Here is a 12,279-nt window from a genome sequence, read left to right as displayed (position 1 = left end):
GAGCGCCTGGACGCCCTGTTTCCTCCCGGCCGGACGCACGGTGGCGGGAGGCTTGGTGAGTGCTGTCCCTCCGGGCCGGCTGTCAGTACCCGTTCATAGGATCACGGCATGTCTGATGCCTTCACCGTCCTGTGGACCCATGACACGTGCCGTGCGCTGCGCAGAGCCGGCCGCGTGGGAGAACGCCCGCCGGTCGCCTTCAGCGGCGCTCACTCGTCCCTGCCCGCCTGGACGGGGGCTCGTGCTGGGGACGAGGTGTACGCGCTGCATGTCAACCGGCGCGAGGTGTTCGTGGTGAGCCGGCTGCGGGTGATCGACATGGAGCGACGCGACTGCTGCGGCGCGGCCCCCGCGACGTGGGAGGACCCCGCGTATCCCGGGCATGGCGACTGGTCGATGCTCGGCGCCGGCGGCTGCGGCGCCATGGCCGTGCATGTGGACGCGACGCCCGTGCGCTTCGATGCGGCCATCCCCGGGGAACTGCTCGCGGAGCTCACCTGGCGCAACCGCCGAGGCCAGACCCGCGGTCTGAAGTACGTGGTGGACGGCTGTCTCGAACGCTCGGTCAGCCTTCAGGGGTTCTACCGGCTGACCCCCGAGGCCGCCGACGCGTTGGCGGAAGTCGTAGGCAGCGCTGCCCCCTGACGCTGGCGGACGAGCGAGGTATCGAGCACCCGGCACGCGCTCAGCAGTGATGCGGCAGCTGCCGCGGCCGGTGAGGCTCTGATGCTTTACGAGGCCGGCCAGGTGCTCGGCCGGTCGGCCAGCTGACGTGTGAGGTTGAGGACCTCCTCCGTCACCCCGTCGTCCTGTGCCGCCGCGAGCAGTTCTTTGGGGAGCATCTCCCGTAGGACGACGAGCCCGGTGTAGAGGGCGATGATCATCTCGGCTCGCACCCGGCGACTCTGCCCCTCCGCGACGCCGGGGGAAACCACCGAGCGTTCCACCGAGGCGATGCCGGACAGGAGTGACTGGCGGCGGAGACGGTCGGTGACCGGGTCGCTGCCTGTCTGGCGCAGGACCAACATCCACGGATGTGTATGTCCGTACTCGGCCCATGCGTCGGCGCGCAGGCCGTTCAGCAGGGTTTCGAGGAGTGCTTGCTCCTCCCCGGGCTCGCTCTCGGTACCTTCTGACGGCTGGCCGTCGAGGAACTTCGTCACCTCCGTGACGACCTCGGCGTAGAGGTTCTCCTTCGAACCGAAGTACCGCTTGATCAGGGAGATGTTGGCGTCGGCGTCGGCGGCGATGTCTCGGGTCGTGGTGCGTTCGTAGCCCAGCACCGTGAACCGCCGTCGTGCGGCCTGCAGCAGTCGGCGCCTCGTGGCGTCTGCGTCGCGGCGGCGTGGTGCATTGTCAGTCGCTTCCTTGGCCATGGAGCCATCATCCCTCACTTGCCCGATGATGCGCCCGCCTAAGTAATCAGCCGTTTGCTAAAGGACTCCGCGCCTTCTATGCTCCTCGCGGCGAAGCAATCGCTTGATTACTTAGGGAACGACAATGACATCTCACACGACGGCGTCCTCGGGTGACGTCGACCTGGGGGCTGGGACATCCGGCCTCCGCGCCAATCTCGAGATCGCCGCTGTGGCGCTGGGCGCTCTGATGGCGTCCCTCACCCAGACGCTGGTCATTCCAGTGCTTCCAGTGATCTCCCAGGACATCGGCGCGTCAACGACTCAGGCGCAGTGGTTGCTGACCGCCACCCTGCTGGTGGCGGCGGTGGCAGTGCCCATCATCGGCCGCTTCGCGGACATGTTCGGCCGCCGTCTCATGCTGGTGGTGGCGCTGGGCGGCCTCACGGTCGGTTCCGTGCTCGACGCAGTCACCAGCGACGCGACCGTCATGATCATCGGTCGAGCCATCACGGGTGTCTCCTCGGCGGCCATTCCGCTCGGCATCAGTCTGCTCGCGAGCGTGCTGCCGAAGGAGCGGAAGGGGTCGGCGGTCGCCCTGATCAGCGCGATGCTCGGCATCGGCGGCGCCCTGGGGCTGCCCCTTGCCGGTGCCATCGCCGACAGTGTCGACTATCACGTGCTGTTCTGGATCGGCGGCGTGGGCGCCGCCGTCAGTATCGTCCTGATCCTGCTCCTCGTTGCGGAGCCGCCCACGCAGGGTGTTCGGTCCGTCGATCTGCCCGGAATCGTCCTGCTGGCTGCGGGCCTGACCTCTTTGGTCCTTCCCCTTTCGCAGGGCGGCACGTGGGGATGGACGGACGCGAAGACGCTCTCGCTGCTGGCCGCTTCCGTTGTGCTGCTCGTCTTCCTCGTGCTGGTGGAGAAGCGCTCCGCCGCACCCTTGATCGACCTCAAGGCGCTGTCCTCGCGGCCGGTGGCCCTGACTGACCTGGCCAGCCTGTTCTTCGGATTCGCACTCTTCGCGAGCTTTGTTGGAACCGCGAACTACGTGCAGGCGCCCGAAGCGACTGGCTACGGTTTCGGCTCGTCGGTGCTGGTCGGCGGACTGTGTCTCCTGCCGAGCGGCCTGTTCATGCTCCTTCTTGCGCCCGTCACCGCCAAGCTCAACACACTCTGGGGAGCAGGCCGGGTACTGGCGATCGCAGGCTTCGTCGTCGCCGCGGGTCTTGGCGTACGGATTGTGCTGACCGACAGCCTGTGGCAGATCGTCCTCGGCACAGCCATCATCGGAGCCGGCACTGGAATCGGCTATGCCGCGCTGCCCACCCTCATCAACGAGTTCACTCCGCCCGAGGACCTGGCGGCCGCCAACGGCATCAACAGTCTCGCCCGCTCGATGGGGGGCACCTTCGCCAGCGCCGCGGGCGGAAGCATTCTGGCGTCGATGACCATGACCCTCGGTTCCTACGAGCTTCCGTCGCTCGACGGATACCGTGTCATGTTCGGCATCTGTGCGGCCGCTGCCCTGCTGAGCGCTGTGTTCGGTCTGGTCATCGCCCGCTCGCAAGCGACCGGGACCGCGCAAGCGGCTTCCCACGCCGGCGCGCACTGACATGCGCCGGCCCGCAGGAAGGGTGCACACCCATCTGCGGGCCGGCGCGTGCGCATTCACCTTCTGCACGACGCCATGTCGGTGAGCCTGCGCCGGGCCTGTCGATCCGCATGGCTGGCGAGCAAGGTATGGACACAGCCGTCGGTCGGTGCCCGTCCAGCACACCGTTCCGCGCGGGCTGCTCCTTCGAGTCGACTAGAGAAACATCAACGCGCATGGCATTCGTGACAGGCGAGCAGCCGACAACTGGCACCATCTCTGCTCCAGAAGGACCACAACGTGGCCACCTTGACCGCCAGTCCTTCGGGCCCCCGGCCGTCGCCACTGCGCCGCACGGGAGGAGCAAGGGCGTGACGACTGTTCTCGTCGCCAACCACCACTCGTTGGAGCGATACTGCTACGGCATGCTCCTCTCTCAGCATCCGGACCTGGATGTCGTGGGGGAGGCGGCCGAGGGGGAGGACGTCATCCGCCGGGTTGGGCAACTGCACCCCGACGTCGTGCTGCTGGACCTCCAGATGCCCGGTCTGGACAGCTGCACCGCCACGCGGAGTATCACGCAGAGTGGCGGCACATCCAAGGTCCTTGCCATGGCCGGCTGCGAACTGGACGAGCACGTCTATTCGGTCCTTCACGCGGGCGCCAGCGGATTTCTCTTCAAGGATGCCTACGCGGACGAACTCGTCGCGGCTATTCGCACGGTTGCCGCCGGGGACAACGTCGTGTCACCTCAACTGTTCCGCCAACTCATCGGAGGTCTCCCGCGGAGACTGACCGACCTCGATCCGGGGCGGAAGCGACGGCTCGCCGCCCTCACACCGCGTGAGCGCGAGGTACTCGCTGCGGTGGCTGCGGGGCTGAACAACACTGAGATCAGCCAGCGGTTTCACGTTGCTCCCTCGACGGTCAAGAGCCACGTGGGCCGACTGCTCACCAAGATTGGTGCTCGAGACCGAGTCCAAGCGGTGATCTTTGCGTACGAGGTCGGCCTGGCCGGCCTGCCGACCGACCGTGAGGCCCTGTGACGGCCTGACGCCCTGGACGCCGTACGCGACGGAATCCAGGGCATCTTCGAGACGTGAACCGGCGAGCGCGGTCCGCGACCTCGCCGTCCGCAGTGCGAGGTCAGGCGAGCAGGGACGGGCTGTTGCGATCGCTCGACCCGCTGAACTCCACGATCTGTGACGCGAGTTGCGTGAGGCGGTCGCTGACCGTGGGGTCTGCGCACGCCCCATCGGGGCCGAACAGCGGGGTACCGCCGGTGTTGAGGGTGACACCGAGAGGTGTCGGCCACCCTCGCATGGCATGCACGATCGAACGCAGCGAGGTGAGGGTGGTGCCGCAGGCCTGCCAGCCCGCGGCAGTGACGATGCAGCCCACTGAGCGCTTCTCGAAGTAGGGGCGGTCGTCGTCGCGCAGGTCCTCGAGGAGGTCCAGAGCGTTCTTCACCAGTGCCGAGATGCCGCCGTGATAGCCGGGTGTGCCGATCACGATTCCGTCAGCCTGGCGAACCGCATCGACGAGTTCGCGCTGGTTGTCGGTGCGTGCGGGGTTCTCGGGCGCGTAGTGGGGCAGGGAGCTGAGGAAGGGACCGGAGAAGTGCTTGATCCGGACACCGTGGGTCGCCGCGGCCTGCAGGGCCGTCGCCACTGCGAGTTCGCTTGAGGAGTTCGGCCGGGTGGTTCCGCCGATTCCGACGATGAGCATGTGAGTCACACATCCTTGGAACTGTGGGGCTGATGGGAAGGGACGCCCGAACGCATCCAGTCGTGAATGGTGCGGGTTGCCGATTTGCGTAAGTCAGTAGGCGACGGACATGCGGCGCCGTAGCGCGGTGCCCTGTTCCAGCTCATCGACGAGGGCGAGAGCGAAGTCGGGGATCGTGATGACGCTCTTCCCGTCGGTGTCGGTGAGTAGCGTGTCGCCGCTCGTCCGGTAACGCCCGGTCCGTTCACCGGGCTTGATGACCACGGCCGGGGACAGGTACGTCCAGTCGATGTCCTTCACCGTGCGGAGCACGGCGAGAGCTGCTGCCTGCGCGAAGGCGGTGTGCTTGAACTGATCCGGGAAGCCGGTCGTGTCCATGAGCCGCACGCCGGGTTCGGTTTCCAGCGTGCCGGCCCCGCCCACGACCAGCAGGCGCCGTACCTCCGTCTCCCGCAGGCCGCGCACGAGACTTGAGGCGGCGTCAGCGAGTGAGGCCGGGTCGCTGGCGGAAACGGCAGAGACAACCGCGTCGTGGCCCGGTGCCAACGTGGTGACGGTGTCCGGATCCGTGACGTCTCCCGCCTGAACCGGTTGCGACGAGGTGGGGCTGCCACTGCGCGCAACGGCGGTGGTCTCGTGTCCCCGGTTGGTCAGTTCAGCGGCGATCGCCTGGCCGATGGCGCCGCTTGCACCGAAGAGCAGGACCTTCATGGGATGTCTCCTTGAATGGATGCGTGGCGCATCGCTCTGGGGTTGTCAGTGATCTGGGCTGTTCGGTCAGCGGACGCCACGGATGGGCCAGACCGTCAGCGCGGCAGCCACGGCGAAGGCGGTTCCTGCCAGGAACAGCGCCGTGTAGTTCTCGCCGGCGCCGACCGCGAGGAACAGCGGAGCGATCGCGGGAGCGATGGACTGGGGCAGGACGGTGGCGATGTTGATGACACCCAGGTCCTTGGCCGCGCCGCTGCGACTGTCGGGCAGGACCTCGGTGACCAGGGCCATGTCGACCGCGAAGTAGACACCTTGTCCCAGGCCGACCAGAGCCATGGCCAGCAGGAACCACGAGATCGACCGGCCGGTGGCCAGCATGAGCAATCCGCTGGCAGCAACGGCCGCAGAGACGACGACGAAGATCTTCCGGCGGCCCATGCGGTCGGATAGCCAGCCGAAGAAGTTGGAGCCGATGACGACCAGGACGGTCTGGACGCCGACTCCCAAGCCCACCATTCGGTTGGCCTCGTCCGTGCTCAGGCCGATCTCGTCCTTGAGGAAGTAGACCTGGTAATTGAGCACGCACGAGACTGCGAGAAGGATCATGAACCTGCTCAGCCAGGCCCAGCCGAAGTCCGGGTAGCGCGCCGGGCTCACCCAGAAGCTGCGCAGCAGGTCGGAGAGAGTGCTGACGGGGCGCTCAGCAGGGTCCAGGCGCCGGTCCGGCAGTTTCGCCACAAGCCAGACGACGCCCAGCAGGGCGACCAGGCCGGGTGCGACGAACGAGATCGTCGAACCGGGGGTCGCAACGTTGGCCAACCCGGTGCCGACGACCGCGGCCAGGGCCTGGCACATGCCGAGGATGCCGGAGATCAGGCCGCGCCGGTTGGGTGCCACATGGTCCGGTAGCAGTGCCAGCATGGCGGCGAGCATGACGTTGAAGGCGCACTGGACGACGCACCAGCCGATCAGTACTCCCGTGATGGAATTGCTGAGGCCGACCAGGGTCAGACCGATGACGCCGACCAGTGAGCTTCCCAGCAGCCAGGGGCGGCGCATGCCGAAGCGTGACGTCGTACGGTCGGAGAGACGTCCGAAGACGGGGTTGCTCACCAGCCCGACGACCGCTCCGGCGCCCAGAATCAGCGAGAGGCGGGTTTCCTTGTGTGCCGGATCCAACTGCTCGACACGGACTGCGAGGGTGAGGATGACCGGCGTGAGCATCGCCATCCACATGCCGAGAGTGGCGGCGGCGTAGGCGAACAGGACGGGTTTGGAGAGACGTCCGGGGAGGTGGATCTGTGGTGCCGTGGGCGGGGTGACCTCGACAGGCATGTGGTCCTCCTGAGAGGAGAGGTGGGGCGCAGAGGGAGGCCCGGCTCGCGCCGTGGTGAGGGCGCGAGCCGGCCAGGACGCCAGGACGGCGTGTGCGGGTGCGGGTGGAGCGTGCAACGCCCAGCGCGGGGCTCAGGCAGTGCGCCTGTGCTGGAGCAGGGCCCCACCGTTCGCGAGGACGTGGTCCTTCTCAGGAGGGGAGAGCTGCCGGGAGCCTGTGATCGTTGCCACGGATTCCACAGGGCTGCCCCACGGTGCGTCGGATCCCAGTACCAGGCGGTCGATCAGCCCAGCCTCCCGTGCGGCGAACACGTGTCCCTCATCCAGTGAGGACGTGTCGTAGGTGAAGCGGCGTAGCTGGGACTCCAAGGCCTCGGGCTGGAGCGTGGCATCGAACCGGGCCATGACCGAGGCGCTGCGCATGAGTTTGTGCCAGTGGTGAGGCAGGGCGCCGCCCATCGCGGCGAGCACGAAGCGAATCCGTGGGTACCGCGTGGTGACACCGGAGAGCACGAGCCGTACGGCGGCCACGGCTGTTTCGGTGGGACTGCCGAAACACGGGCCCAGCAGCATCGGGTAGTCCTCGATGCCGACGGCGAGCTGGTTGGCGAGGCCCGGGTGCAGATGAACAACGGCCTCCCGCCTGTCCAGTTCGAGCCAGAGTGCTTCGAACTCCGGCTTGTCCAGAGGGCTTTGTGCCGCGGAGCAACCGAGACCGATCCCGTCGAATCCCAGGTGGTCCAGGCAGCGCGCCGCTTCCCGCGCGGCCTCCTCCGCGTGGGGGAGCGGTACCGTCCCGAACGCGCCGAATCTGCCCTGATACCCGGCGCAGGTCCGGTGGTAGATGTCGTTGGCCGTTCGGGCGGCCTCGACGGCGGCAGCGGCATCGTGCCAGTACGGCTGCACACCCCCCAGGCTCAGAATCTGCCGGTGGATGCCCGCGGCATCCAGGTCGGCCAGCCGCTTGGTCAGATCGGTGTCGTGCCGCATTCTGATCGGCGGGCCGCCGAGCCCTTCGAAGGCGTCGGCCAGTTCGTCGGGCATGTAGTGCGCGTGAACGTCGACGATCATCGGCTGTTCCGGAACTCTGGCCGGACCTGGGCGGCGGAGGGCCCGGGAATGACGTCCACGCCGAGCCGGGGCATGACCTCCTGGGTGAACAGCCGGAAGGAGCGCTGGAAGACGTCCGGGACGTCCAGGTCTCCGAAGATGAAGCGGGCGTGGAGATGGGAGAGTCCGGCCTTCTCGTACGCGGCGAGTTCGCCCGCGACGGTTTCGGGGGACCCGATGACGAACATGCGGCGCAGATAGGCCGGCAGGCTCTCGGGCATTCCCATGGCGGGGGCGAACTCACCCGGGTCCATGCGGTAGACGTCCCGCAGCGGCATTCCCTCCAGAGCGGGGTCGCGCTTGAGCCACGGCACCATGACCATGGGCCCCTGCAGCAGTCGCTCGGCCACGTCCCATGCCTCGGAGTCCGTCTCGCCGACATAGATGATCTTCGTGTGGATCAGCCACCGGAGGTTGTCCTCCACGACGTCGGGCGAGTGTCCGGCCTCCTCCATACTCGTGCGGTACAGCTGCGCAACACCGCCGGCATGGCCGCTGTCGAAGGGGCCGAGGTGCACCTTGCGTCCGAGACGGCCGGCTTCCGCGATCTTGGCAGGGGTGTTCGTGCCGATCGCGTACAGCGGGTGGGGGTCGCGGTAGGAGTACGGCATGATCCGGCCGTCCATCACGCCCTGCTCGTCGTCCGTGGCGAAGTGGAGCGGCGGGTCGCCGGCTCGGTGTGCCCATGCGCTGAGCATCACGTCCAGCTTCTGCTCGAAGAGCCGGCTGCGCTGCTCGCTGGACAGGTCGTGCTTGTGCCATGTCCGGCCCTGGCGAGGGCGCCCACCGGACATGCCGATGATGGCGCGGCCCTGGGTGAGCTGGTCGAGGAGGTTGCACTGCTCGACCATGAACAGCGGGTGGTGCAGGACCAGCGGGACGACGCTCGTGCCCAGATAGGCCCGGCGCAGGTTCGGCGCCAGGTAGGCGGCCATCATGAACGGATTGCTGTAGGGCTCGTAGTTGTTGAAGTGCTGTTCCCCCAGGTAAACGGCGCTGAAGCCGGCCTCGTCGGCCTCGAGTGCCTGCTGGATGCCGAGGTCGATGGCGCGCCGGTCTTCGGCCGGGCCGCGTACGCCGGGGCCGAGGAACACGGAAAAGTACATGGTGCGGTCCGATCAGTGAGGCAGAGGCTGGTTCACGGCGTGTCCGCCGGCGGCTCACCCTGCGGTTCGGAGCATCGGGCTGCTGGAGCCCGTTGCGTCCCCTGGGGGACGGTTGGTGATATGCGGCTGATTTTCGACCGGCCAGCCGGTCGGTTTCGACGTTAGGTCTGAGCTCTGTTCGGCGTCAAGAGTGGTGCGCCAAGGTTTGTCCGAGGCGCTCGTCGCGGAGCTGGTCGACCGGCTGGCCGGTCAGGCTGGTCCGATCGGGCGTAGGCTGCCGCCTGTGATCACGGACAAGCCCGAACACAGGACCAGCAAGGGTGCGCGGACCCGAGCCAGGATCGTGGCCGCCGCGGCGCAGCGATTCGACGAGCAGGGGTACCACGGGACATCGCTCCAGGAGATCGCCGAAGCGGCGGGCATCAGCAAGGCGACCATCTACCATCACTTCAAAACCAAGGACGAGATCCTCGTCGAGATCCTGCACACGCTCATGAACCGCATTCTCGACAGGCAGCGGGGGCGCCGCCAGGACGAGCAGCAATCAGGTGCTGCCCAGCTTCAGGGGATGATCGGCGACCTCATCGGGCTGGTCGATCAACATCCCGCGCACCTGCGTGTGGTTCTGGAACAGGTCCGCCACTTGCCCGCCGACGTGCAAGGCGAGTTGGAACAGGGGCGTGAACGGTTCCGCACGGAGATGAGGGACATCCTCCAGATCGGCGCGGCCTCCGGCGAGTTCGTGCTGGATGACGATGCGGACACGGTGGCGGTAGCGCTCCTGGGAGCGTGCTGGGCGTACTTCTGGCACCCGCCGCGGAGCTCACACGATGCGCGGCGCCTGGCCGACACCGTCACCGGCATCATGCTGCAAGGGCTGCGGCCTCGAACCTGAACGCGACCGTGGCCTGTCTTCAATCCGGCGATACCGCAGGGCGGTTGGTCCGGCAGGTGAGCGGGGTCCCCGCTGCGGTGGCTTCGCCGGCAGCGTCGGGCTTCTCCGCTCGGAGACGGTCAGCTCTGCTCCGCACGGTCGGATGCTTGCAGGAACGCCAGAAGGTGAGTCTCACAAGCGGCTCGGAGCGCTTGGTGCGAGTTCCGCCAGTCAGGCTCCTGGAGCCACTGGAGGCAGTGGCCCTCCACGATCGCGCGTATGTGCCGGGTGGCGGACTCGACGTCGTCGACCCTGAACACGCCGGCCTCGGTTCCTGCCCGCACCACGCTGGAGTAGAAGCCGTCGAGGTAGTCGCGCCACAGCCTCATGGTGCGGGCAAAGCGCGGGTTGCGCAGCGAGAACTGGAGGAAGTCCATGTAGATGAGGATGTGTTCGCGGTTGGTTGTGGCGTTGCTCAGCACGACATCAAGCAGCCCGGTGAGCAGGGCCTCGGGATCCTCCAGGGCCTCGATGTGGGATTGCATCCGCTGGACGGCCTGATCGAAAGCCCACTGCATCGTCGCCATGAGCAAGTCTTCGTGAGTGCTGAAGTGGTAGACGAGCAGCCCGGGGCTGACGTCGAGTTCCCGGGCGATCGCACGCAGCGACATCTGCTGGACACCGCGCTGAGCGACGAGGGCGTAAGTACCTTCGATCAGGCGGACTTCGTGCGGTGAAAAAGCTCTGGGTTCAGGCAGGTCTACGAGCTTCAGCATGCGGCGAGGGTACCCGCTGGCCGAGAGGTGCCCGAGCCGTGTACGGGCTGCGCACGCCGCCCGCCGGATCAGGAGCCGAGCCCCAGGGGGCCTGCGATCTCTCGCGCTGCGGCCCGGACCAGGGGGCCCAGGACCTTGACGCGATCGGCGTTCATGCGGTCGCGGGGTCCGGAGACGGACAGTGCGGCAGCGGGGTGGCCGCTGCGGTCAGGGATGACGGAAGCCACGGAGAACACGCCGTCCTGGAGTTCGCCCCGGCAGACGGCGAAGCCGGCGGCGCGGACGTCGGCGATCTCGTCGGCCAGCGCGTCAGCATCAACGATCGTGGCATCCGTAGGGGACTCCAGTCCGCCAGCGACGTACGCGGTGATCTCGGAGTCGGGCAGGGCGCTCAGAATGGCCTTGCCGTTCGAACTCGCATGAAGAGGGCCCCGGGCGCCGACCGGTGACACCGCGCGGATGGCGTGGGGGCTGTCCACCCTTTCCACCAGGACGATCTCGCGTCCGTCCTGTACGGCAAGATGGATCGTTTCCTCCGTCTCCGCGCTCAGCCGGTTCATCACCGGGATCGCCCGGTCCCGCAGTCCACCGCGCTGAATCGCGGTGACGGCCACGGAGAAGGGGCGGATGCCGATGACCCACCGTTTGGTGTCGGCCGACTCCTGTTCGATCCATCCGGCTGTGTGGAGGGTTTCGACGCACCGTTGGACCGTCGACTTGGGCAGCCCCATCGATCGGGTCAATTCGCTCAGTCCGACGGGCTGGAGCTGGGCCAGCCGCTCGAGGACCGCCAGCGCGGTGAGCGTGCTACTCATGGCCATGACGCAGCGGCCTCCACTGTCTGACGGTTACCGTCTCCCACACACCGGCGGTCGGCGCTGGTCAAACCGTATCGTGCACCAGCGCACCACAGTGTGGCACAGGCGGGGGATGTGTGCTCACGTGATGGGTGACGGTCGGCCCGGTCGTGGGCAGGCTGGAGAGGTGCCGGGGGCCCCAGGGGCGGCGACTTTTGGGGAAACCTTGAACTTCTGCGTTAGGATGCGTTGATGCATCTAGTAGTGGAAAGAGGTAGCTGTGGCTGAGCGGCGTCGCGGTACCGAATTGGAAGGTGCCCTGCTCGATGCGGCATGGGATGAACTTCTCGATGCCGGCTACAGCAGGTTCACCCTGGACGGAGTCGCATCCCGCGCAGGGACCAGTCGGCCCGTCATCTTCCGGCGGTGGCCCGACAAGGAGCAGTTGATGATCGCAGCGCTCACCCGCGCCGCCGAGCGTCACCCGATCCCGACGCCCGACACGGGAAGCCTGCGCGGAGACGTCCTCGGCGTGCTGCGACACATCAATGCCACCCGCGCGCATTTTGTGACGGCGATGAGCATGCAACTCGCGGCCTACTTCCGGGAGACCGGCACCACTGCGGCCGACTTTCGAAATCATCTCTATGCCGGGCGCCGCTCCAGTGTGGAGATGCTCTTCGACCGTGCTGTGGAGCGGGGCGAGGTCGACCCCGGTCATATCACTGACCGCATGAAAACTCTCCCTTTCGACCTCCTTCGCCTCGAACTGCTCACCACCAACAATCCTCTCCCGGACGCGGTCCTGGAGGAGATCGTCGACACACTGTTCCTCCCTCTCGTGCTCGACGTATCGGCGTCGAGGACCGCTGAGTGAGAACTCGGGTGTGTTC

13 protein-coding genes are annotated in these 12,279 nt (G+C 67.2%); 5 read left to right on the top strand and 8 right to left on the bottom strand.

Annotation, left to right across the window (positions count from 1 at the left end):
• Positions 1-108: 108 nt before the first annotated feature.
• Positions 109-645: a hypothetical protein gene (locus tag AB0E07_RS25425; RefSeq protein WP_362256487.1), complete on the top strand. Its 537-nt coding sequence runs from the start codon at positions 109-111 to the stop codon at positions 643-645.
• 86 nt (positions 646-731) lie between these two features.
• On the opposite strand, the gene AB0E07_RS25420 is transcribed toward AB0E07_RS25425, so the two are convergent.
• Complete coding sequence (locus tag AB0E07_RS25420) at positions 732-1,376, bottom strand: TetR family transcriptional regulator (protein ID WP_362256484.1); 645 nt, start codon at positions 1,374-1,376, stop codon at positions 732-734.
• A 124-nt stretch (positions 1,377-1,500) separates the two neighbouring features.
• Between AB0E07_RS25420 and AB0E07_RS25415 the strand changes: the two genes are divergently transcribed.
• Positions 1,501-2,970: an MFS transporter gene (locus AB0E07_RS25415; RefSeq protein ID WP_362256481.1), complete on the top strand. Its 1,470-nt coding sequence runs from the start codon at positions 1,501-1,503 to the stop codon at positions 2,968-2,970.
• A gap of 350 nt (positions 2,971-3,320) precedes the next feature.
• Positions 3,321-3,995 (top strand): response regulator transcription factor, encoded by a 675-nt coding sequence (locus AB0E07_RS25410; RefSeq protein WP_362256479.1) that lies wholly within the window; start codon positions 3,321-3,323, stop codon positions 3,993-3,995.
• Positions 3,996-4,095: 100 nt separating this feature from the next.
• Here the strand turns inward: AB0E07_RS25410 and AB0E07_RS25405 are convergent, their stop codons facing one another.
• The 5 genes from AB0E07_RS25405 to AB0E07_RS25385 form a co-directional block, all read right to left on the bottom strand.
• The gene (locus tag AB0E07_RS25405; RefSeq protein ID WP_362256476.1) at positions 4,096-4,677 is read right to left on the bottom strand and encodes an NAD(P)H-dependent oxidoreductase; all 582 of its coding nucleotides are present in this window, start codon (positions 4,675-4,677) and stop codon (positions 4,096-4,098) included.
• Positions 4,678-4,770: 93 nt separating this feature from the next.
• On the bottom strand, positions 4,771-5,388 hold the full coding sequence (locus tag AB0E07_RS25400) for an NAD(P)H-binding protein (RefSeq protein ID WP_362256473.1): 618 nt from the start codon (positions 5,386-5,388) through the stop codon (positions 4,771-4,773).
• A 66-nt stretch (positions 5,389-5,454) separates the two neighbouring features.
• A complete protein-coding gene (locus AB0E07_RS25395; protein WP_362256470.1) occupies positions 5,455-6,723 on the bottom strand; it encodes an MFS transporter in 1,269 nt (422 codons plus the stop codon).
• A gap of 132 nt (positions 6,724-6,855) precedes the next feature.
• Complete coding sequence (locus AB0E07_RS25390; protein WP_362256466.1) at positions 6,856-7,794, bottom strand: amidohydrolase family protein; 939 nt, start codon at positions 7,792-7,794, stop codon at positions 6,856-6,858.
• Positions 7,791-8,939, bottom strand: a complete 1,149-nt coding sequence (locus AB0E07_RS25385; protein WP_362256463.1) for an LLM class flavin-dependent oxidoreductase — start codon at positions 8,937-8,939, stop codon at positions 7,791-7,793. The genes AB0E07_RS25390 and AB0E07_RS25385 overlap by 4 nt, the downstream gene beginning before the upstream one ends.
• 205 nt (positions 8,940-9,144) lie before the next feature.
• Here AB0E07_RS25385 and AB0E07_RS25380 point away from each other — a divergent pair, with 205 nt between their 5' ends.
• The gene (locus AB0E07_RS25380) at positions 9,145-9,834 is read left to right on the top strand and encodes a TetR/AcrR family transcriptional regulator (protein ID WP_362256460.1); all 690 of its coding nucleotides are present in this window, start codon (positions 9,145-9,147) and stop codon (positions 9,832-9,834) included.
• A 119-nt stretch (positions 9,835-9,953) separates the two neighbouring features.
• On the opposite strand, the gene AB0E07_RS25375 is transcribed toward AB0E07_RS25380, so the two are convergent.
• Together AB0E07_RS25375 and AB0E07_RS25370 are read right to left on the bottom strand one after the other, a co-directional pair.
• Positions 9,954-10,589: a TetR/AcrR family transcriptional regulator gene (locus AB0E07_RS25375; protein WP_362256457.1), complete on the bottom strand. Its 636-nt coding sequence runs from the start codon at positions 10,587-10,589 to the stop codon at positions 9,954-9,956.
• Positions 10,590-10,657: 68 nt separating this feature from the next.
• Positions 10,658-11,410, bottom strand: coding sequence for an IclR family transcriptional regulator (locus AB0E07_RS25370; RefSeq protein ID WP_362256454.1), 753 nt, complete (start codon positions 11,408-11,410; stop codon positions 10,658-10,660).
• Between the two features lie 256 nt (positions 11,411-11,666).
• On the opposite strand from AB0E07_RS25370, the gene AB0E07_RS25365 reads away from it, so the two are divergent.
• The gene (locus AB0E07_RS25365; protein ID WP_362256451.1) at positions 11,667-12,263 is read left to right on the top strand and encodes a TetR/AcrR family transcriptional regulator; all 597 of its coding nucleotides are present in this window, start codon (positions 11,667-11,669) and stop codon (positions 12,261-12,263) included.
• Positions 12,264-12,279: the final 16 nt, after the last annotated feature.

This window comes from Streptomyces sp. NPDC048002, assembly GCF_040653275.1.
Taxonomy (GTDB): Bacteria; Actinomycetota; Actinomycetes; order Streptomycetales; family Streptomycetaceae; genus Streptomyces.
Note: the sequence above shows the minus strand (reverse complement) of the source record. Positions and strands in the feature narration are given on the sequence as shown.

Excerpts from the sequence above, each read along its gene's own strand:
- AB0E07_RS25375 (WP_362256457.1), bottom strand. The coding sequence starts at position 10,589 with ATGCTGAAGCTCGTAGACCTGCCTGAACCCAGAGCTTTTTCACCGCAC.
- AB0E07_RS25385 (WP_362256463.1), bottom strand. The coding sequence starts at position 8,939 with ATGTACTTTTCCGTGTTCCTCGGCCCCGGCGTACGCGGCCCGGCCGAA.
- AB0E07_RS25420 (WP_362256484.1), bottom strand. The coding sequence starts at position 1,376 with ATGGCCAAGGAAGCGACTGACAATGCACCACGCCGCCGCGACGCAGAC.
- AB0E07_RS25425 (WP_362256487.1), top strand. The coding sequence starts at position 109 with ATGTCTGATGCCTTCACCGTCCTGTGGACCCATGACACGTGCCGTGCG.
- AB0E07_RS25405 (WP_362256476.1), bottom strand. The coding sequence starts at position 4,677 with ATGCTCATCGTCGGAATCGGCGGAACCACCCGGCCGAACTCCTCAAGC.
- AB0E07_RS25415 (WP_362256481.1), top strand. The coding sequence starts at position 1,501 with ATGACATCTCACACGACGGCGTCCTCGGGTGACGTCGACCTGGGGGCT.
- AB0E07_RS25400 (WP_362256473.1), bottom strand. The coding sequence starts at position 5,388 with ATGAAGGTCCTGCTCTTCGGTGCAAGCGGCGCCATCGGCCAGGCGATC.
- AB0E07_RS25395 (WP_362256470.1), bottom strand. The coding sequence starts at position 6,723 with ATGCCTGTCGAGGTCACCCCGCCCACGGCACCACAGATCCACCTCCCC.
- AB0E07_RS25370 (WP_362256454.1), bottom strand. The coding sequence starts at position 11,410 with ATGGCCATGAGTAGCACGCTCACCGCGCTGGCGGTCCTCGAGCGGCTG.
- AB0E07_RS25390 (WP_362256466.1), bottom strand. The coding sequence starts at position 7,794 with ATGATCGTCGACGTTCACGCGCACTACATGCCCGACGAACTGGCCGAC.